The 19,612-nt window shown below is 50.1% G+C and carries 16 protein-coding genes; 1 reads left to right on the top strand and 15 read right to left on the bottom strand.

Annotated elements, in window-relative coordinates:
• Positions 1–99: 99 nt before the first annotated feature.
• The 9 genes from LN737_RS30405 to LN737_RS30365 all read right to left on the bottom strand — a co-directional run bounded on the left by LN737_RS30405 (position 100) and on the right by LN737_RS30365 (position 12,287).
• Positions 100–1,863, bottom strand: coding sequence for a PQQ-dependent sugar dehydrogenase (locus tag LN737_RS30405; RefSeq protein WP_405514952.1), 1,764 nt, complete (start codon positions 1,861–1,863; stop codon positions 100–102).
• Positions 1,864–1,971: 108 nt separating this feature from the next.
• Entirely contained in the window at positions 1,972–3,216 is a 1,245-nt protein-coding gene (locus tag LN737_RS30400) for an amidohydrolase/deacetylase family metallohydrolase (RefSeq protein ID WP_405514950.1), read from the bottom strand.
• Positions 3,217–3,310: 94 nt separating this feature from the next.
• A complete protein-coding gene (locus LN737_RS30395; protein WP_405514948.1) occupies positions 3,311–4,525 on the bottom strand; it encodes a selenocysteine synthase in 1,215 nt (404 codons plus the stop codon).
• A gap of 25 nt (positions 4,526–4,550) precedes the next feature.
• Positions 4,551–5,276, bottom strand: a complete 726-nt coding sequence (locus LN737_RS30390) for a carbohydrate-binding family 9-like protein (RefSeq protein WP_405514946.1) — start codon at positions 5,274–5,276, stop codon at positions 4,551–4,553.
• Between the two features lie 25 nt (positions 5,277–5,301).
• Complete coding sequence (locus LN737_RS30385; protein ID WP_405514944.1) at positions 5,302–5,775, bottom strand: RidA family protein; 474 nt, start codon at positions 5,773–5,775, stop codon at positions 5,302–5,304.
• A gap of 91 nt (positions 5,776–5,866) precedes the next feature.
• Complete coding sequence (locus LN737_RS30380; protein WP_405514942.1) at positions 5,867–7,429, bottom strand: SusD/RagB family nutrient-binding outer membrane lipoprotein; 1,563 nt, start codon at positions 7,427–7,429, stop codon at positions 5,867–5,869.
• A gap of 17 nt (positions 7,430–7,446) precedes the next feature.
• Positions 7,447–7,962 carry a hypothetical protein gene (locus LN737_RS30375; protein WP_405514940.1) on the bottom strand — a complete coding sequence of 172 codons (516 nt, stop codon included), beginning with the start codon at positions 7,960–7,962 and terminating at the stop codon, positions 7,447–7,449.
• Positions 7,911–10,886 (bottom strand): SusC/RagA family TonB-linked outer membrane protein, encoded by a 2,976-nt coding sequence (locus LN737_RS30370; protein WP_405514938.1) that lies wholly within the window; start codon positions 10,884–10,886, stop codon positions 7,911–7,913. Before LN737_RS30370 ends, LN737_RS30375 begins: the two co-directional genes overlap by 52 nt.
• 279 nt (positions 10,887–11,165) lie before the next feature.
• Positions 11,166–12,287 carry a FecR family protein gene (locus LN737_RS30365; protein WP_405514936.1) on the bottom strand — a complete coding sequence of 374 codons (1,122 nt, stop codon included), beginning with the start codon at positions 12,285–12,287 and terminating at the stop codon, positions 11,166–11,168.
• Between the two features lie 218 nt (positions 12,288–12,505).
• On the opposite strand from LN737_RS30365, the gene LN737_RS30360 reads away from it, so the two are divergent.
• Positions 12,506–12,898: a VOC family protein gene (locus tag LN737_RS30360; RefSeq protein ID WP_405514934.1), complete on the top strand. Its 393-nt coding sequence runs from the start codon at positions 12,506–12,508 to the stop codon at positions 12,896–12,898.
• Positions 12,899–12,974: 76 nt separating this feature from the next.
• On the opposite strand, the gene LN737_RS30355 is transcribed toward LN737_RS30360, so the two are convergent.
• The 6 genes from LN737_RS30355 to LN737_RS30330 form a co-directional block, all read right to left on the bottom strand.
• Positions 12,975–13,913, bottom strand: coding sequence for an alpha/beta fold hydrolase (locus LN737_RS30355; RefSeq protein ID WP_405514932.1), 939 nt, complete (start codon positions 13,911–13,913; stop codon positions 12,975–12,977).
• A 76-nt stretch (positions 13,914–13,989) separates the two neighbouring features.
• The gene (locus LN737_RS30350) at positions 13,990–16,560 is read right to left on the bottom strand and encodes a penicillin-binding protein 1A (RefSeq protein WP_405514930.1); all 2,571 of its coding nucleotides are present in this window, start codon (positions 16,558–16,560) and stop codon (positions 13,990–13,992) included.
• 306 nt (positions 16,561–16,866) lie between these two features.
• Positions 16,867–17,388, bottom strand: a complete 522-nt coding sequence (msrB, locus tag LN737_RS30345) for a peptide-methionine (R)-S-oxide reductase MsrB (RefSeq protein ID WP_405514928.1) — start codon at positions 17,386–17,388, stop codon at positions 16,867–16,869.
• Positions 17,389–17,540: 152 nt separating this feature from the next.
• The gene (locus tag LN737_RS30340) at positions 17,541–18,329 is read right to left on the bottom strand and encodes an anti-sigma factor domain-containing protein (protein ID WP_405514926.1); all 789 of its coding nucleotides are present in this window, start codon (positions 18,327–18,329) and stop codon (positions 17,541–17,543) included.
• Between the two features lie 44 nt (positions 18,330–18,373).
• Entirely contained in the window at positions 18,374–18,928 is a 555-nt protein-coding gene (locus tag LN737_RS30335) for an RNA polymerase sigma factor (protein WP_405514924.1), read from the bottom strand.
• A gap of 215 nt (positions 18,929–19,143) precedes the next feature.
• Positions 19,144–19,539: a hypothetical protein gene (locus LN737_RS30330; protein WP_405514922.1), complete on the bottom strand. Its 396-nt coding sequence runs from the start codon at positions 19,537–19,539 to the stop codon at positions 19,144–19,146.
• Between the last annotated feature and the right edge of the window lie 73 nt (positions 19,540–19,612).

Raw genomic sequence — 19,612 nt, 5'->3', positions numbered from 1 at the left:
GAGTAATGTACAATGCGTAATGAACATTGGCGGATTATCTGGAACTCAGGTATCTGGAGTTGTTCATTACGCATCATTCATTGTCAATTTTTGTACGCGTTATTTTTTACGTTTTTTCGACTCTTTCGGGTTTAAGGCCATCCGAACCTCGTTGACTTCGGAAGCAGAAACTCCGTCGGCTGTATTGCCAAAGTTTGTGCGGATGTGCGTAAGAACTTCAGCGATGTCTTCATCTTTCAGAAAGCTGTGCTGGGGCATTACGTTGTTGTACGATTGGCCTTTCACCTCAACGGGGCCTTCCAGTCCTTTTAACAGTACGGTGATTAGCTTCTTTTTATCCCCAAGCACCCACTCTGAACCGGCCAGGGGCGGAAACCGCTGCGAGTCGCCCATGCCGTTGCGCTGATGGCAGGCAGAACAATAAACGCCATACACTTTACTTCCCACGATAGGTTTGTCGCGATCCAGATTGTCTTTGATTACGTCCGGATTGCGGATGTTCGACAGGCTTTTACGCTTTTCCATCTGCGCTAGCTGCGACGTCCCGTAATTGGTTTTGTCGCCTTTATACGTAACGCGCCAGATCTTTCCTTTTTCGGTTTCTGACAGGTACAGCGACCCATCCGGTCCCATGGCAATACCCATTGGCCGATAGACAGCGTCGCTTACGTTGACAATTGGATCGACGCTCGCAAAGCCATCAGCAAAAACTTCCCAGTCGGTGGAGAGCGTACCGTTCTTTGCCGGCATAAAGCCGATAAAATAACCAGCCTGTGGGTAAGGTGCCCGGTTGGTGGAGCCGTGAAAAGCAATAAAGGCGCCGTTTTTATACCGATCCGGAAAACTGTTGCCCTGATAGAACAGCATGTCGTTTGGCGCCCAGTGAGCCGGAAATCCGATCAGAGGTTTTTCGCACTTGTCGCAGCGACCAACCGTTTTGCCGTCACCCCCATATTCAGGATTGAGGAGTTTTTTGTTAGTCACCTGGTCGTAGTAGCAATACGGCCATCCGCCATCCATCCCCTCTTTTACCTGAAAAAGTTCTTCGGCCGGGAGAACGGCACTTTGCCAGGGAGTATACTTATCAGCCCAAAGCATCAGAAAGTCATCGCGGCCATGCTGCAGGGCATACAGGCTGTTGTTGGCGAAATTCCAGTCCATGCCCACAACGCTCCGCAGGCCCGTAGCGTACCGACGGCCATCTTTTTGCGTCTGGCCCGTTTTGTTCGCATCAAATTGCCAGATACCTCCGTGATCTTCGAGCATTGGGCACGGGTCGATACCCGCCATGCCGGGCGTGCGGTTGACAGGCTGGCATCCGTTGGATGGGGCGCCGAACGCTACGTACATATGCCCGTCTTTGTCGAATGTAATGGGCTTGGCAATATGTTCATGCATCCCGTGCTTATGATCATCGGTCATGACCACTTCCATGGGGCTGTCGGGCACCAGCTGACCGGGTTTTAGTTTATACCGATAGACGTACAGTTCGGAGCTGAAGTACAGATAGCCGTTGTAAATCCGCATGGCTGTACCATAGGCCCGTTCGCGGGCAAGACCGCCAAAGCGTTTCATAACATCCGCCCGACCGTCGCCGTTGGTATCGCGAAGGGCAATGACCGACTCGTCTTTATCGCGGGCAAACCGAGCTTTTACGTAAATGTCGCCGTTCTCATTGACGGCAATGTGCCGGGCGCGTCCGGGCAGACTATCGACAACAACAGTAGCCTCGAATCCAGCGGGCAAAAACAGGCCACCGTTTTCGTCCGTCTGAATGGGCAGTCCATTTTTTGACTCGCGCTGGATAAAGCCGGCACCTAGCAGCAGTGAGAGTACGAGTCCTTTAAGGTAACGTTTTGGCATATCAGGAATAGCGAAATATAGGTTGCTGGTGATCAGTTCGGTTTCTGGCCGGACAACGCTCCGGCGTAGCCAAAGACCACGCCGAGCTGTAATGGAACACTTCTTAACTTAGTTTAGCCCCAGTGGGCTGACAATGCCATTGAGGTCATACACAATTTTGCCACCTTTGATGGTCATCTCACACTCGAATTTCTGCTTGCCCATCAGCTTATAGCCTGTCTTGTCGTAGAAGCCGAAATTACCCTGACGCATACTCAAAATGGCTACGTCGGCAATGGCCCCTACCGACAGATGCCCCAGATTTTCGCGATGGATAACCTGCGCTGGAGTCCACGTACTGGCCTTTATAACAGTTGGTACGTCTTCGCCCATGGCTACGAACTTCGACATGATGCTTAGTATATCTTTCATCGAGCCGTTCATGCTACCCGTATGTAGATCAGTGCTGATCGTTGTCGGATAGAATTTGCTTTTAATGGCCGGAATCGCCTGCGAAAAGTTGAAACTGGCGCCCCCATACCCAACGTCGAACACAATTCCCTTTTTGCGTGCTTCCAGAACGAACGGCTTTACGGTCCTGGTCGATTCATCCACAATGGTTTCCCGAACATCACCGGGCAGAAGCGTGTATGTGTGGGTGAAAATGTCGCCCGGACGAAGGTGCTTCAGAAACAAATCGTTCAGCGGCAATGGCGGAGTGCTACCGCCAAAATCGACCATAACGGGCATGTCTGCCAGTTTTCCAGCCTGCACCGCATGATCGACGGGCGCCCAGCTTGAGCCCTGAAAATGAGCGACTTTAAAACCAACGACATCATTTTTATTGTCCATCGCCACTTTGGCTGCCTGTTTCGGGTCCATGTCGGTGGTGTCCTGTTCGTACTTACCGCCCCGCATCCCTTCGCCAACAATGTTGAGAAAAGACAGAACGCGCGTTTTTGAAGTCAGAATGATGTTCTGCTTGAACGTATCGAAGGATTTCCAGCCTGCGCCACCGGCATCTACGATGGTGGTGACGCCCACGCGAAACGTAAAGCCATCGGGTGCTACTGCTACGGCGCCATTGCTCAGGTAGTGATTAGGTTCGGTGCCATAAAATACGTGCCCGTGAATGTCGATTAGGCCGGGCGTTACGTACATTCCCTTGGCATCGACCACCTGACGTGCCTGCTTCGGGTCAATTGATTTGGCGATCTGGGCGATCTTGCCATCCAAAATGGCTACATCCATCAGCGCGTCGATGTTATTCTTTGGGTCAATTAAACGCCCGCCTTTAATCAGCAACGTATAGGGCTGAGTGTAGGCCCTGAAGCTTAGGAAAAGGACAGAGAAAAGGAGAAGGAGTTTTTGCATTGAGGAGTTTTGTTGTAACCTGTCACGAAACCAGCGTTTTGTCATCTCCATCATACCGACTATGAAGATGACAAAACAGAGAATCTGCAAACGATTAAACCGAAGCCTTCGCCAATTCTTCTTTCAATCGGCTGGCCACAATCTTTTCTTCACCGGGCTTTAGCATCCAGGTTGTCATGCTTATGCCCATCGGTTCGCCAACAACTTCTATGGAAGGCGTACCATTCCGTAAGGCTTCCTGCAAGGCTTTGGGAGCGAGTTTGGCGGTATCCCAACTGACGCGCAGGGTAGGGGTATGGTTGCCCAGTTCGGGAGCGAACGTCTCGACGGATACGCCTTTGATACTCTTGGCTGCATCGGCAATGTGTTTGGCGCGGTCTTCCAGCATTTTCCAGTCTTTGTCCTGATCGCGGGCTATGAATTTTTCCAGCGCTACGTACATTCCCAGCACCTCTTCTTTATTGACTTTCATGCCGCGGCCAATGGTCGAACCACGGGGGGGCATGCTGAGTCGGGCGGCATCAATGTATTTTTTCTTACCCATCAACAGCCCGGCGCTCTGTGGACCTCGCATGGCTTTACCACCGGATACACAGACCAGATCGAAGCCCATATCATTGAATTTCCACAGATTTTCGACCGGCGGTACGTCGGCGGCAATGTCGATCATGGTTGGGATGTTGTGCTTCTTGCCCAGCGCTACCCATTCCTGGTGCATGATTTTACCTTTGTCGGACTGAATATTCAGGAACCACAACATGGCCGTTTTGTCGTTGATGGCTTTTTCGAGCTCTTCAACTGTCTCGACAAAAACGATGTTACAGCCCGTATTGGTCAGCGCATGTGAATAGCCGACGTTGTGGCCTTTCTGCACGATCACCTCTGATTTCATGCCCGTACCTTCCAGATGGGGCAGGGCTTCTACTTTTTTCTGATCCATGCCTGTCAACACACCCGCCAGGCCGAGCGTCATAGCCGAGAAGCATCCTGCCGACACCACGGCTGATTCAGCATGAGTGAGGGCCGCAATTTTTTCGCCGACTTTCGTCTGTACATCGTCGAGCATCATAAACTCTTTCGACGAAGCCAGAATGGTGTTGATTACGTCCTCTTCCATGAGCGAGCCGGTCATGGCGGTATACGTACCGGCCGCATTGATGAAGGTACGTATGCCGAGTTCTTTGACCAGATTTCGAGGAGCCAGAACCGGAGCCGCCAGTGCTGACGTCAACGGAGCACTACTGCCAAAAAGACCACCAACCAGTGGCATAGCGGATAAGTGCTTGAGTAAACTTCTTCGATTAAGCATGATAGGTTATTAGTTAATACAGGTATTACTCAAAAATAAGCGTTCCGTACCTCTTGAATTCATGAAAACTTCCACTCGTTTTTTTCCACGACCAGGTTTGGTAGCCCGTATCGTAATCAATACGGTACAGATTACCCCGCCAGGTAGTGCCGGACGTAGGCGTCGCTGAAACGATTGGGTTCATGAGTCGGTATGGAATGAAAAACTCGGCTGTCCAGCCCTTAATGGATGCGTTACTGGTTTTGTTGCCGCCCTGGACCGACGTAGCGTGTTGGGTTTTTGCGCTACCCCGATAGTTCCAGGGTTTCCAGCCCTGAAATTTCCCGTTGATGTTGGGCACCAGAATCGGCAATTCGTAATTCAAGGGCGAGACTTCATACTCCAGATAAATCGGTACCGAGGGGTCGGGCCAGAGAAACACTTCGACAACATCTTCTTTAAACAAAGCCCCGAAATCTTCCTCAATAGTAGCCGTCAGTTTCTCGTCGTCGCACTGGAAAAGGAAATAAATCCCCGTTTCGGAGTACAAGACTTTGGTTTTCGTGGTCAGGGCCCGGTTGGCTGATTCCTGAACCGTAATGGGTACCCAGGAAGTCTTATTCCATCCGGCATAATCCCCTATGCCATTCACCTGAAAATCAGTCGTTTTTTTGATAAGATATCGTGTCGTATCGCTGACCTGAGCGAACGAAAAACGATACAATCCCAGCAGAATCACAAGTGCGGGAACGGTACGTTTCTCTTGCCCCATAACCTCCTGAAGAAGGTTTTTGATCCTATACATACGCAATGCAATCCATCTCAACCAGCGAATCGCCCGGTACGCCTGCATGCGGTGCCACCGTTGTTCGAACGGGTGGTTTGCTGCCAAATCGGCCTTTAAACACGTCGTTCATGCCCTTGTAATCTTCCAGATCGTGCAGGAACACACTCACTTTTAGTACTTTTTCCATCGATGAGCCCGCTTTCACCAGTTCCTTTTCCATTTCCTTCAGTACGTGGTCGGTGTGCGATTTGATGTCGCCTTCGAAATGGGCGCCAATGCCAAAAATGAAGATCATGTTCCCCATTTTCGTCATACTCGAATACAGCGGGACATCCTGGGGTAAGGCTGTTTCGATCCCTTCTTTGTCGGACGTAGCGTTGATCTGACTATTGGCTGCAGCATCCGGTGTAGCTACGCCTAGCCCAACTACACTGGTTACAGAAGTGAACAGTTGTTTTAAAATGGATCGGCGTTGTGCTGGCATAGCGTATAAAGGTTATCGGTAGTTAATTCGAAATTTCGTGTTCGGTATTAAGTTGTTACGTACCAATACCGAACACGAAATCCGTTCTTTTTTACTTATCCCACCAGACTACACTTGAGAGCGTATTGGTACCGCCCTGGCGTGTGCGGGCTTCAATGAAATTGGTTCGGTTATACGTTCCTTCCGAATCCGGAATTACAAAACGAGTTGGGATTTTTCCGCCGGTAAGGTTACCCGGATAGTTGGTAGGGGTAAGTGTCGGATAACCCGTGCGACGCCAGTTGGAGAAGATTTCATATTCATCTTCCAGAAAAAGCGATACCCATTTCTGCGTACTGATCTGTTCAATCTGCTGCGCTACGGTGCCGCTGCTTTTGTACGGGTTCGCTGCCAGGTAGGCATTGATTTTAGCATCGGAGATAACCCCGCCCGTGCCAAACAATGACCATTGCCGCATACCCGCTTTTACGGCATTGTCGTAAGCTGCAGCAGCTGTACCGCCTGTGTACCAGCCCCGGACAGCAGCCTCGGCCAGCAGCAGGTTCATTTCCGCATTGCCCATCACAATCAGTGGAGCGCTGTATTTCAGCAGCGTATTCGGGTTGGGTTCCGAAAACGAATTGAAGTTAGCAGGCAGGCTGTTGTAAGCCGCATTGGGCATACCACTTTGTAGCGCCGTAGTGGTGTCAGCCGAAAACGTTTTGCCGTCGGTAGAGGTCCAGACGATGGAGATTACGTTCAGACGCGGGTCTTTGGCCGTCTTCAGGTAATCGATCAGCGTTTTGGCCAGCTTGCCGCCCTCAACGTTGTCGCCACCGGGTGTAATATAGTCTGTGCTCAGCAAGCCGTTGGCAATGAAATTCCGGCTGGCAAGTTGCGAACCATCAACGTAAGCAATCACCGCACGGTCGGCATCATCCAGAATGACTCCGCCAGCTATGGCTTTCTGAACCCAGGTTTTGGCCGTAGCCGCATCCACTTCGCTCAGGCGCATCCCCAGACGTAACATCAGTGAATACGCAAATTTCTTCCACTTGGTTACGTCTCCGCCAAACATCAGGTCGGCATTACCGAAAGTTGCTTTGGTTGCATCGAAAGCCGTAATCGATTCATCAAGCTCCTTCAGAAGATCCGCGTAAATGGCCTGTTGCGTATCGTACTTTGGCCCGTAATTCTTGTCAGAAAGTGCTTTTCCGGCATCGAAATAAGGAATATCCCCGTATAAGTCCGTCAGTCGGTGGAAGATGTAGGCTTTCCAGATGCGGGCTGCCGAAAGTTTGTTCACATTGGCTGGGTTGGCCGATACGGCATCGATAACCTGACGGATGGAAATTACCGAACCCTGCCCGGCTGCGGTTCCGGCGTAGGCATCCCAGTTCGCGGTCGAATAATTGTAGTTGAAATATTTGTCACCGGCCGCGGGCACCTCTTTATACGTAGCGAAATGCTGCATCGACTGCCCGATGGTCAGGTAGGCGGCTCCTGTGAAATTGGTGCTTACACCATCCAGCTGCGCTCGGGTAAACAGGTATTCGGGTACAACCTGAGAGTATTTGTTGGGGTCTACGTTCATTTCCTCGAAGCCTTTATCGCAGGACGACAAAAGCAGGAAAAACGGAGCCGCACAGAGTATTTTTTGGATCAGATGCTTCATTGTCAGAATGTTGTTGGTTAGAATTTCACCATTAAGTTCACGCCAAGGCTCCGGGTCCGGGGTACACCGAAGGCTTCCAGCCCTTGTGCATTGGTGCTGGTGTAGCCAGATTCTGGGTCGAAGTACTGGTTCTTCTTGTCTTTGTAGAGAATTGCCAGGTTACGCGCCACCAGCGAGATCGATGCCGACTGCAGTTTCAGGAACGGAAGTTTACCAACGGGCAGGTTGTAGCTCAGAACTACCTGACGAAGTTTTATGAAGTCGTTGTTGAACATAAACATCGCCGTGTAGTTCTTGTCGTTGTCGTAATACGTATCGACTTCTTCCTTTTTCCAGGTTTTGGTGAAGGGTGCTCCTTCGGGCGTTACACCCGTTACGGTTACGCCTGTTTCGCGGCCAGGCAGGGTTTCCTGGGGCAGACCAAACCGATACGCATACTGATAAAGGTTTGAGTAAACGATGCTGCCGAATTTGCCATCAATCAGGAAGTTGAGCGAGAAATTCTTGTAGCGGAAATTGTTGGTGATACCCATCGTGAGGGGAGGAGTACCCTGGCCAATTTCTTCGAGATCCCCCGCACGGCATACCCGCTGGCGGTATTGAAGACGACATTGCCATTGGCATCCGTTTTCTTACGGTATCCCCACACTGTGCCGTATGGTCTGTCCAGCACGTTACGTACCACGCCACCACCTACGCCTGTTCCAATGTCGATACCGGTTATGCCATCCGCTAGCCGTTCGATTTTGCTTTTGTTGTAGGCCATGTTGTAGCTCACATCCCAGCTGAAATCCGCCTTTTTAATGGGTGTTCCGGTCAGAAGTAGTTCAACCCCTTTGTTGCTAAGTACGCCCACGTTCAGAAGTGCCGACGTATAGCCCGACGAAAGAGCAATGTTGGTCGTTACGATATCGTCGGTGGTTTTCCGATTGTAGAGCGTCAGGTCGATGCCCAGCCGATTGTTCAGGAATTTGGCTTCGATGCCCCCTTCGTAGGTTGTTGAGGTTAGTGGTTTCAGGTCGGGGTTAGGCACCTGCGAAGACGACAGCCCCTGCACCGGACGGCCATTGTGCCCGCCCTGCTGCATGGAATAATACTGGTAAATCTGGTAGGCATTTACCGTAGCACCCCCTACCTGCGCCCAGGATGCCCGCAGTTTGGCAAAGCTGATGGCCTGCGGCAAACGGAAAGCATCTGACAGAATAAACGATCCCCCAACGGACGGATAGAAAATGCTGTTGCTCTTTGGGTTCAGCACCGAAAACCAGTCCTGCCGACCAGAAACCGTCAGATAGGCGATGTTTTTATACCCAAAGTCCATCGAGCCAAACACCGAATTGATGGCGCTTCTCAGGTACGTAGGCGTGGTCGTTGACGCGGCCAGGTTGGTATAGCTGTAAAAATACGGCACTGTAAACTCGTTGCCCGCAATGATGGTCTGATCGAAAATAGCTTTCTGCGCATTAGCGCCCAGCAGAGCCGCGAACGTCAGATCCTTAAAAAAAGTTGTATTGTAATTAAGCGTCAGCATCCCGTTAGTTTCCGACGACATTGTTTTGCGGGCCTCATACGTACCCAGCGGTTGATAGGCATTGTTGGTTGGCTGTACGTATTCCGACTGAAAACTGTAAAAGTCCTGGCTCACACGACCTTTGATATACAGGTTATCCAGAATGTCGTAGCGGATGCTTCCCTGACTGATGAAACGATTTTTGGTGTCGTCGTTTTTGAACTTATTGACCACAAAGTAAGGGTTCGGTGCCGCAGGTACGGGGTTCCATTCCATTTCTTTGCCGGTTACCGGATCATAACCCGGCGATAAACTGCGGATATCAACGACGTTAGCGATCAGATACGTAGCCCAGTGCGGGTTCATATCGGCATAGCCAACTTTGGGGCGGTTTGTGGCCTGTTCCAGATTGTACTGGAAAACAGTTTCAATGCTTAATTTTTTGCCTAAAAACGCGTTTAGGTTCAGGTTGGCGATTCGTCTGCTGAAGGAAGAGTTGGGGACGATGCTGTTTGACTGCGTATTGTTCAGACCCAGCCGAAAGTTTACCGACTCATTGCCACCCGTGAACGCCACCGAATTGATGTAGTTGCTGCCCGTGCGGTAGAAATTTTTCAGGTTATCGCGCTGGGGTGAATACGGATGCAACTGGCCATCTACCTGAATCGTGGGCTGGCCATCCATCCGGGCGCCATACGAAAGGCGACCAGTGCTTTTCGCTTCCGTAACCGTCGTTGGTTTTTTGCCATCCACGCCCTGACCGTATTCATACTGCCAGTTTGGAATCACGGCAATGTCTTCAAACGTCGTGTTGCTGTTTACTTCGACACCAACCCCTTTTTGACCCTTTCCTTTTTTGGTCGTGATCAGAATCACCCCGTTCGAAGCACGGGCACCGTAAAGAGCTGCCGCCGGGCCACCTTTCAGCACGCTGATGGATTCGATATCATCGGGGTTTATTCCGCCAATGCCATCGCCACGGTCTACGTTCATGCCGTTTCCGTCAGCAGCCGTACCGCCGGGCGTACTGTTGTCCATCGGCATACCGTTGATTACGTAGAGCGGCTGGTTGTTTCCGTTCAGCGAGCCATTTCCCCGGATGATGATACGGCTTGATCCACCGGGGCCGGTTGCCATACCCGTTGCGCTAACGCCCGCAATTTTTCCCGTCAGCGCATTCGCTACGTTGTTCTCGCGAGCCTGCGTAAATTCGCTGCCTTTAACTTCCGTAACGGCATACGCCAGCGCTTTTTTGTCACGGGCAATTCCGAGGGCCGTTACCACTACTTCACCAAGGGTGCTGGCTTCCGGTTCAAGACTCACCGACAGGTTTGTCTGGTTTCCTACCGTTACTTCCTGCCGTTTGTAGCCCACAAAGCTGAAAACCAGTATGGAATTTTCTTCCGGAACATCCAGCGCGAACGTACCGTCGGCAACGGTTGTCGTGCCGCGCTGTGTTTCTTTTACCACTACGCTTACGCCGGGTAGTCCTGCTCCTTTTTCATCGAGAACTTTCCCCGTTATTTTGCGCTTAGGGGCCTCCTGACGTAGTGTCGATTGAGCTTCGGGCTGTGCAGACTGCGGTTCCTGACGTTTTAAGATGATACGCTCCTGGAATACTTCGTAGGTTACCTGATAGGGCGACAAAACCCGGTTGAGTACGTCGGAGAGCAGTTCGTTCTGAAATTTATAATTGGCTTTACGTTCAACCCCAAAAATTTGCGGATTGTACATAAACTTGATCCGGGTAACGGTTTCCAGTTTGTCCAGAACCCGCTCCACATCAGCGTTGGTTAATTGGAGGGTCACTTTTTGCTCAAGCACCTTCTGCCCGCTTACCTCAAAGGCGTGAGCGAAGGTTGCAAAGGCAACAGAAAGAAAGGCTTGGTACAGGCCAATGCGCATGATTTTCTGTATTGTCTTTTGACAAAGTAGTCTTTTTGACATAGTTTTGGCTTTTGTCGGATTTAATTATTCGGCACAATAAGGTCCCAGTCCGCTTCTGCGGATGTCGTAATGAGCTTACACGAGGGGCTGATTTCAAGTCGAAGGTGTTGGCGCATCTTCGACTTTGCTTTTTTAGGAAATGTCTGCTGTTGACGGATCGGTCATAGGCGTTTTTGGGTTAGCTTAGGTTCGTTTCAATACGTCCTCATAACGTCTTTCATTCAGAAAATCGGGCTTCCAACATCTTCCTGACGGAATCGCTGGAATCTAATACGTTACTCATTTACAACCCTTACTGTCAACCACGATGTATGCGTCTAACTGGTCGTAGTGGGCGTTGATGGTATGGCAGATCAGGTCCAGTTTATCGAACAGAGGTTCGTCAGCCAACGAAGCGGTCAGATAACAATCTTTCATGGCCTCTTCATCGAAAATAATCTTTATACTGTAGGCTTTTTCGAGCGTAGCGAAAACCTCCGCAATGGGCGTCCGCTTAAAGGCAAACATCTGTTTCTGAGCGTCTTTTTCCAGTAAAGCTGGCTCTTTCACCAGACTTCTGACCAGGCGTGTATCTTCTGCCGAAAAAACCACCTGCTGATTTGGCGTCAGTACCGTGCCACCCAGTTTATAATCTTCTTTCTGACTTGGCGAGGGTACCTGTTCCTGTGCATAAACCGATACCTTCCCGGTTTTCACAACCACTTTTACTTCTTTCGTGCTTTCGTTCGTCTGCACCATGAAGCTGGTCCCTAATACCTTCGTTACCAGACTATTCGCGTATACGTAAAACGGCCTTGACGGATTTTTCGAAACTTCAAAAAAGGCTTCACCAGATAGATAAACTTCCCGTTTGATGCCTGAAAACTGCCTGGCATAACTAATCTGGCTTTTCGGATAAAGCAAAATGGTACTTCGGTCTGGCAGGTTAACCACCATTGGTTTATCTGTCGTATTTTTTACTTCTGCGAGCGGACTCTTCACCTGAGCTACCAGCTCCTGATACGTAACCTCTTTTTTAGTCGAAGCCTGCTGTAGAACGTACCATCCGAACAGCCCCAGCAGCATTAACAGACTGGCTGCCATTCCATACTGCATCGGTGTGAAATGAATCCATCTGACCGGTTCGGGTTTTCGTGTCTCGAGCGATTTATAAAGCTGGCTGATCTCCTGCTGTATTTCCAGATCCGAAAGGGGCACCTGCTCACTGATACGTTGCTCAAACTGGGTATGAATGGTCGTCAATAAAAAATGCGCCTTGTCAACCAGTTCTTTTTGGTCCGGATTCTCGGCTAACCATTCAGTCCAGAATGCGCCTGCTACGGGGTCGTTATCTAATGTCCATCGTTGAAAAGAGGAATCAGCTGCTAATTCTTCAGGTTCAAGATTCCTGTATTCCTGCATACCGTCAAGTAATATCTATGCTCTTTTGGAGTAAAGATGCAGGAACATGGTGCCAATACTCACTTTAGTGAAATATTATTTTAAATTTTTTTAAAATGACCAATTAGAGCCTGTGAACGTATTTTTCTGACTGGAAGAAATGAGTTTTATCGGTTGATTTACCGTGCTATATTGGTAGGGGAATGACGATCTAACCGCTTCTTTACTAAGTACAGCCTATGTCTATTGAACATGTTGCGGTGTGGGTCCGCAATCTGGAGCAGATGCGTTCATTTTACGAAACGTATTTCGGGGCTACGGCCAACGACAAATACAGCAACGTTCATAAGGGCTTTTCGTCTTATTTTCTGAGCTTTCCCGATGGCGGCCCTCGTCTGGAAATTATGCAGATGCCGGGTATTCTGGAAAATCAGGGAGAAGCCGTAAGTCAGTGGATGGGCTTTACGCATATAGCCCTGTCGGTTGGCAGCGAAGCCACCGTTGACCAGTTGACCGAACGACTACGGTCGGATGGTTTTACCATCGTTGACGGTCCCCGCCGGACAGGCGACGGGTATTATGAAAGCGTAGCACTCGACCCCGAACGTAACAGGGTGGAAATAACGGTTTGAAGAGAGGGAGAAGGGAAAAGGAGAAGGCAGAAAAAACCAGGAGAATTCATTTTTCTTTTTCCCTTCTCCCTGTTCCTCACTTCACAGCTATTGATTTGACCCGAACGATTTCTTTGACGACGTGGTGCGTCAGGATGTCGAGGATGATTTCGGTCATGTACCGGCGTTTATTGAAGACGATATCATGCCGGTTTTCGGGCAGTAAGAATTGCTTTACCCGCGCATTGATCAGATGCTGTTGTGCAAACACCACATTGGTCGGATAAACCAGTTCATCGAGTTGCCCATGCAGCATGGTGATATTGGACCGAATCTTAGGCCAGTCGGGCAGAATGGCTTCCAGAGCTTTGCGGTGAGCCAGTTTTTCGTCGTTTGCCAGCCGCAGCAGGGGCGGAACTCCCCAATGAACGAGTGGGCTGTCGGCCAAATAACTGATCGGGTACGTCCGTTCCAGGCCCGGCCCCAGTGCCGACGACACAAACACGACGTGATTGACACGCCCCGGATTATTCATCGCTAGTCGGGCCGATACCGAACCGCCATAAGAAGAGCCCACGACCATCAGATAAGGTGCTTTCCGGTAGCGGTCGATGAGCGGTTGCAGCAATTCCGCCTGACGGATAATTGACGTTTCGACCTGCCCAAAGTCAGAATAGCCGTATCCGGGCCGGTCTACCGCAACCAGTTGCGCCCGGTTCAGCAGAGTTGTATCTTTAAAAAATTCGTTGAAGAAAGACAGCGAACTAGGGGCGCCATGAACAAACAAAATAACCGGCAGGGCTGAGTCGCCCGACGGAGCAGGCGTTTCCATAAACCGGATGGTACGCGTAGCCTGACCTGGCTGACGAACCTGATAATAATGGATTTCCGGACGGATACGCTGCCCCCGAAATTCGTCGGCTAATTCCTGGTCTGTCTGTCGGGAATCGATAAACCAGGCAACTGCTAACACACCAACAGCCAGTATAAGTATAGTAAGTAAAGCCCAACGCAGAACTCGCAATATTTTAGTCATAAGGTGTCGTGCGGAACTGTTCCGGACAATATACTTACAAAAACCGGCGCATAAAGTTTTTGCTAACGGCCTTTATTTAGTGACCGGTAGTATCGGGTACTGTTGTCTGATCGGGCGGAGGAGCAGGCAAAACGAAGGTTGAATCCACTGCTTCACCCGACGTATCGGTTGAGTCGGACTCACTGCTTTCTTCCTCATCGCCCGAATAACCACAATTCAGGTATTCTTTGCTTACGCTATCCAGTTTGGGGAATGGTCCCTGAAGCGTCTTGAATTTCGGATCGGCATATACTTTTTCCAGAAAACTCCCCACCAGCGGCAGGGCTGTTTTTGCGCCTTCGCCAAGATCCGTTGACCGGAAGTGTATACTCCGGTCGTCGCCACCGACCCAGGCCCCTACAACCAGATTGTTGGATATACAGACAAACCAGCCGTCGGAGTTGTTGGAGGTTGTTCCTGTTTTAGCACCCAGCTCATTCCGGTTTTTAAACAGGTTGAACGACCACAAATTCTGCGATGTACCACCCGATTCCTGCAAGCCGCCCTGAAGCATATACCGCATCAGAAAGGCTGATTCGGGGCTAATGGCGCGCTGGTGCTGACTGGTGAAGGTGGCAATGACATTTCCATCGCGATCTTCAATACGCTGAACAATCATCGGCTCTGTTGATTCGCCGTCGTTCACGAACGTACAATACGCACCCACCAGCTCGTACAGCGATACGTCCGACGACCCTAACCCAATCGACGGCACCGCTTCCAGCCGGCTCTTTATCCCCATTCGGTGGGCGTATTGCGCAACGCGTTCGGGCGTAACGCGGTCGGTAAGCTGGGCCGTGATTGAATTTACGGATCGAGCCATAGCCCGACGTAACGTCATGTTTGAATACGTATAATAGCCGGTTGAGTTACGCGGTTCCCAGATTTTGTCTTCCCCATTTTCGCGGTATTCTTTGCGGAACGGCCTGTCCTGAATCCGGTCGCAGGGAGCCATGTTGATCAGCGTATCGTCGATGGCCGTTGTATAAACGAACGGCTTAAAGGTAGAGCCGGGTTGACGTTTGCCCTGTTTTACGTGATCGTACTTGAAATAATCGTAATCCAGACCGCCTACCCAAGCCCGGATGTAGCCCGTACGTGGGTCCATCGCCACCATGCCCGACTGCAAAAAGTGTTTGTAGTACGCAATTGAGTCGTAAGGTGTCATTTCGGTTGAGTCATAGCCACGCTTACTAGTCCAGCTAAACACCCGCATCTTGTACTTCTTATTTTTCATGTAGTACATGATGGAATCGGGGTAAAGGGGCATAAACCGCCGACTCAGGGTTTTGTAGCGTTCGGTACGGCGGGCTACTGAATCAATAAAGCCCGGCAGTTCGTCTCCATCTTCATTGGTCCAGGGATTCCGGCCACGCCAGTGGTTATCGAACGTCCGCTGCAGTTGCTTCATTTTCTCGCTGGTGGCTTCTTCAGCGTAGTGCTGCATCCGTGAGTCAATGGTCGTATAAATTTTCAGGCCACTAGTATAGAGATCGTAGCCGTTTTCTTCACCCCATTTTTTGACGTAATCCTGAACGGCATTTTTAAGGTAACTGGCAGGTCCCGAATACGGATTTTCGGGCGTGAAGTCGGTTTCCAGCGGCAAAGCGCTGATGGAGTCGGCCTGCGCTTTGGTCAGGAAGTTGTATTTGGCCATCTGGGCAATCACGACATTACGTCGTTCGCGGGAACGCTTGGGATGGCGGAGCGGATTGTAGCTGGTTGTGGCTTTCTGCAGGCCAACCAGTACCGCGCCTTCCTGTACGTTCAGACTGTCGGGCACTTTATTAAAGAACGTACGGGCCGCTGTTTTCAAACCGAAGGCATTACTGCCAAAATCGACGGTGTTGAAATAATACGTAATGATCTCCTGCTTTGTGAAGTTCCGTTCCAGCTTGAGGGCCATCAGCCACTCTTTCGATTTGTAAATAATTTTTCGGATAAACGGAATCCGGGTCAGGAGTCCCGAATTGGTATTCCGGCGGGTTTTGAACAGGTTCTTGGCTAGCTGCTGCGTAATAGTCGAGCCGCCCCCTTCACTTCCCAGGCTGGCAGCCGCCCGGCCAATGGCGCGTGGGTCGATACCACCATGTTCGTAGAAACGCGCATCTTCCGTAGCGATCAGCGCATTGATCAGCTGTTTCGGAATGTTCTCGTATTTGATTGGCGTGCGGTTTTCGGCATAAAACTTTCCGATCATGACGCCATCCTGCGAGTAAATTTCCGACGACTGATTAAGCTTCGGATTTTTCAGTTCTTCCACACTGGGCATTTCGCCCGTTAGGTAGAGGAAATTATTGTTGAGGGTGAAAACGTAAAGGCCAAGTAGCAGAAACGCCCATAAAAAGACCTTGATGCCTGTTTTCAGAACCGGATAGTACCAAAAGTCCGGATCAATGTACTGATGGACAAACGAGCGAAACCGGTCGCGGTAAGCACGATACGTAGCAGTCCATGAATTAACCCGTTCTTCACCGGCTACCCGAGCGATCTGTCGGCCAACTCCACGCCTGACGTTTCCCAGCAGAGACTGGCGTTGTCGAACTCGTCGTCGGAACGCGCCAAAAGCGTGCCGAACGGCGCGGAATCGCTCCCTATATTGACTCATGCGTATGTAATCGAAGAAAACTTTATACTAATGTACGGCATTGCCCGAAAGCAGTTACTGCAACCAGCCGCCATAAAACGTAACGTAAAACCGCATTCTGGGCCCCAGGCCGGTCATGTTTAAGCCCAGACGTAGTGGCCGGGCACCAAATATAACGTATTTTCGACCGATGTGATATACAAAAGCCGGGCGGCATCAACAACGGGCTGAAAGGATAGACAGGAAGCAGAGACGAAAGAAGAGAAAACGGTCGGCTACCAGCCTTTCTTTTCTTCTTTCGTCCCTGCTTCCTGTATGACTAGTTCTTTATTTCTTCTCAAACGTCATGGCCACGCCATTCATGCAGTATCGAAGCCCGGTTGGTTTAGGACCATCGTTAAAAACATGCCCTAAATGGCCTCCACAGACGTTACAAACCACTTCTGTACGTACCATGCCATACGATTTGTCTACGTTTTCTTTGATTACGCTTTTAGAAATGGGCATATAAAAACTCGGCCAGCCCGTTCCGGAATCGAACTTTGTATCAGACGAAAAAAGCGCAGTATGACAACCGGCGCAATAGAACGTACCGTGGTCATGAATATTATTGAGCGGGCTCGTAAAGGCGCGTTCCGTACCATGCTCACGCAAAACGGCATACTGATCCGGCGTCAGGATTTTCTTCCATTCGGCATCGGTCTTGACTACCTTTTTCGGGGGCGTGTCGTCGGTAATACGTGTGGTAGCGCTAGCTGTTGGCACTAAGTGGCTAACAGCCCGACTATTGGTAAAAGCAACGCCTGCTACCAGACAGGCAGGTAACAATAAGAGCAGGAGATTTTTCATGGATAAAATGGGGACAACGCTTTAGAAACGTACGCTTCTAGCGCATTTATGGATTTAGATTTACCTGAAATTGGGCTTGGTTTCAATACATTAACTCGTGTTTGACCAACGTCAGGCTGCTATACAAATAACAAGAAAGTTGACCGTCTCGTTCAGCTTTTTATGGGCGTCAGGGCCAGTAGGGTAGAGAGCGTAGGGGTGGGGCTACCTCCTCGTTTTTCGACGGTTACGGCGAAAGCCTCCGCCCTGGTAACCGCCCGATTCAGGCGTTGAATCAACTTGCTTTCGTTTCTGGCATCAAACACACCCGCATCAACGGGTTTCCCATTAACCATCGACCAGAGCTGGTACTGTTTGTCGGCAGGCAACGCAGGCAACGCCCGGGTTTGCACCGCCACTTCGTGGGTTTGCGTGTTCCAGTAAAGCAGGATGTTGCTGTGTGGAGCTTTTTCATTGCCCTGTAGCTCCATTGTTCGCAGCCCCGGTTGGCTCACCATAGCCAGCGTATTGTCCGTTTGCGTCAGTTTTTCGCGGATCTGACGCAATTGCGTTTGTAATGATTCGTTGGCGCTTCGGGTTGACGCCAGCGTTTTCTGGTTTGACCGTAACTGAGAAAGTAAATAGAATGAGAAAAATAGCAGCAACAGTCCCATTGAAGCTGCCGCAATCCACGTAACGCGGAAGGTAGGCCCGCCCGTGAACGGATCGACCGGCATGGGCCGAACGATGGTCTCTTCTGCTTTTAGCGGCTGCACCGCTGGCGTTTCAAAATCAAGTTGTTGTAGCAGTTTGGTTTTAAGAGCAGCCGGAGGCTCAACACTATGCAGGAACGCATATTCTTCGAGGGCTTCGGTCAGTTGGTCGAGCTCCTGTTTTATTTCGGGATAGATAGACGATAGGCACTCAACCTCGCGCCGTTCCTGGGTACTTACTGCACCCATGACGTAAGACTCCAAGATACCTGATGCTATGTATTCCGTTACATTCATAGTCTAAATAGTTCCTTTAATTCCTGCAAGGCTGCGCGGACCCGGGTTTTTACAGTTCCAAGCGGAAGTTTCAGCTTATCGGCTGCTTCCTCATGGGTGTAACCACCAAAGTAGATCAGATCAATCAGTTGTTTGCGTTCTGGTCTTAGCTTGTCGACAACGTCCTTAATGCCAATGTGTTCAGGATTGGGCTGCTCGGTGCTATGTTGTTGATCTATAATACGTACGTTCTCTTCATCCGTTCGGATTTCGCTGAATGGTTGCGTTTTACGAGATCGTAATGAATCAATAGCCGTATTCCTGGCTACATTCAGCATCCAGGTAAACAGACGACCTTTGCTGGCGTCGTAGGCGTCTAAATTTTTCCAGATTTTAATGAAAACATCCTGGAGAAGGTCCTGAGCCTGCTCTTCTTCGCGCACAATGCGCAGGAGTATACCGTACAGAGCGGGCGAATACTGGTCATAAAGCCATTGAAAGGCCTGCTGATCACGCTGGACAAGCTTTTCCAGCAGCACACTCTCCGAAACTAAAGAAGACTGACGTTTCACGCAGACGGTATTAAGTGAGCCAAATATATACAGAAATTAAAAAGTCAATAATGACCAGGTAGATAAATCGAAAATTTATGATTGACACATAGATAGGGCAATAAGTAGCAAAGAGGTTATTACGTATATAATAGTACGTAAACAAACCTCTTTGCTTAATCTACTGATGTTGCCAAGAGTTCCAGCGAGAGACACCTACTTTCCAATGATTACGTCTACTCCCTAGGCTTACTGGGCGTACTCGACGAAGTGGTAGAGTTTGGGTTGCTACCAGCGCCGGTAGGGGCCGTCGTTACGTTGTTGCTGTTGTAATTAGTTGTGTTGCTGTTGTTGATCGACGTACCATCGCTGGACGAGCTTTCCCGATATCGGGCATCCTGCACCGATGTGTTGGTGGTGCCGCCCGTCTGTGACCCTTTGTTGCGACGATTCTGTCTCATGGCTTTCTTTTGTTCACGTGATGCTTTCATCGGCATCGAATCCGGGGCAATAGCCCCCTGCGGGTACGTAGTAGATGTGGCGGTTCCCGTTGGCGTTGTTTGCGCCAGGCTGGGTGTGGCAGCCAGCGCCATTCCTAAGGCGACAAGGCTGAGTGAATACTTGATTTTCATAACGTTGATTATTGAGTATAGTAAGACGCCTGATTGATTTTGAATGGTTCTGGCTCTATTGATCTAGTATACA

This window comes from Spirosoma sp. KNUC1025 (assembly GCF_045160025.1).
Lineage (GTDB): Bacteria > Bacteroidota > Bacteroidia > Cytophagales > Spirosomataceae > Spirosoma.
The sequence above is the reverse complement of the archived record's forward strand: the minus strand, read 5'-3'. Positions and strand labels throughout refer to the sequence as shown.

Bases quoted from the DNA above. Each gene is read 5' to 3' on its own strand.
- LN737_RS30405 (WP_405514952.1), bottom strand. From the start codon at position 1,863: ATGCCAAAACGTTACCTTAAAGGACTCGTACTCTCACTGCTGCTAGGT.
- LN737_RS30400 (WP_405514950.1), bottom strand. From the start codon at position 3,216: ATGCAAAAACTCCTTCTCCTTTTCTCTGTCCTTTTCCTAAGCTTCAGG.
- LN737_RS30395 (WP_405514948.1), bottom strand. From the start codon at position 4,525: ATGCTTAATCGAAGAAGTTTACTCAAGCACTTATCCGCTATGCCACTG.
- LN737_RS30390 (WP_405514946.1), bottom strand. From the start codon at position 5,276: ATGGGGCAAGAGAAACGTACCGTTCCCGCACTTGTGATTCTGCTGGGA.
- LN737_RS30385 (WP_405514944.1), bottom strand. From the start codon at position 5,775: ATGCCAGCACAACGCCGATCCATTTTAAAACAACTGTTCACTTCTGTA.
- LN737_RS30380 (WP_405514942.1), bottom strand. From the start codon at position 7,429: ATGAAGCATCTGATCCAAAAAATACTCTGTGCGGCTCCGTTTTTCCTG.
- LN737_RS30375 (WP_405514940.1), bottom strand. From the start codon at position 7,962: ATGGGTATCACCAACAATTTCCGCTACAAGAATTTCTCGCTCAACTTC.
- LN737_RS30370 (WP_405514938.1), bottom strand. From the start codon at position 10,886: ATGTCAAAAAGACTACTTTGTCAAAAGACAATACAGAAAATCATGCGC.
- LN737_RS30365 (WP_405514936.1), bottom strand. From the start codon at position 12,287: ATGCAGGAATACAGGAATCTTGAACCTGAAGAATTAGCAGCTGATTCC.
- LN737_RS30360 (WP_405514934.1), top strand. From the start codon at position 12,506: ATGTCTATTGAACATGTTGCGGTGTGGGTCCGCAATCTGGAGCAGATG.
- LN737_RS30355 (WP_405514932.1), bottom strand. From the start codon at position 13,913: ATGACTAAAATATTGCGAGTTCTGCGTTGGGCTTTACTTACTATACTT.
- LN737_RS30350 (WP_405514930.1), bottom strand. From the start codon at position 16,560: ATGAGTCAATATAGGGAGCGATTCCGCGCCGTTCGGCACGCTTTTGGC.
- msrB (WP_405514928.1), bottom strand. From the start codon at position 17,388: ATGAAAAATCTCCTGCTCTTATTGTTACCTGCCTGTCTGGTAGCAGGC.
- LN737_RS30340 (WP_405514926.1), bottom strand. From the start codon at position 18,329: ATGGGTGCAGTAAGTACCCAGGAACGGCGCGAGGTTGAGTGCCTATCG.
- LN737_RS30330 (WP_405514922.1), bottom strand. From the start codon at position 19,539: ATGAAAATCAAGTATTCACTCAGCCTTGTCGCCTTAGGAATGGCGCTG.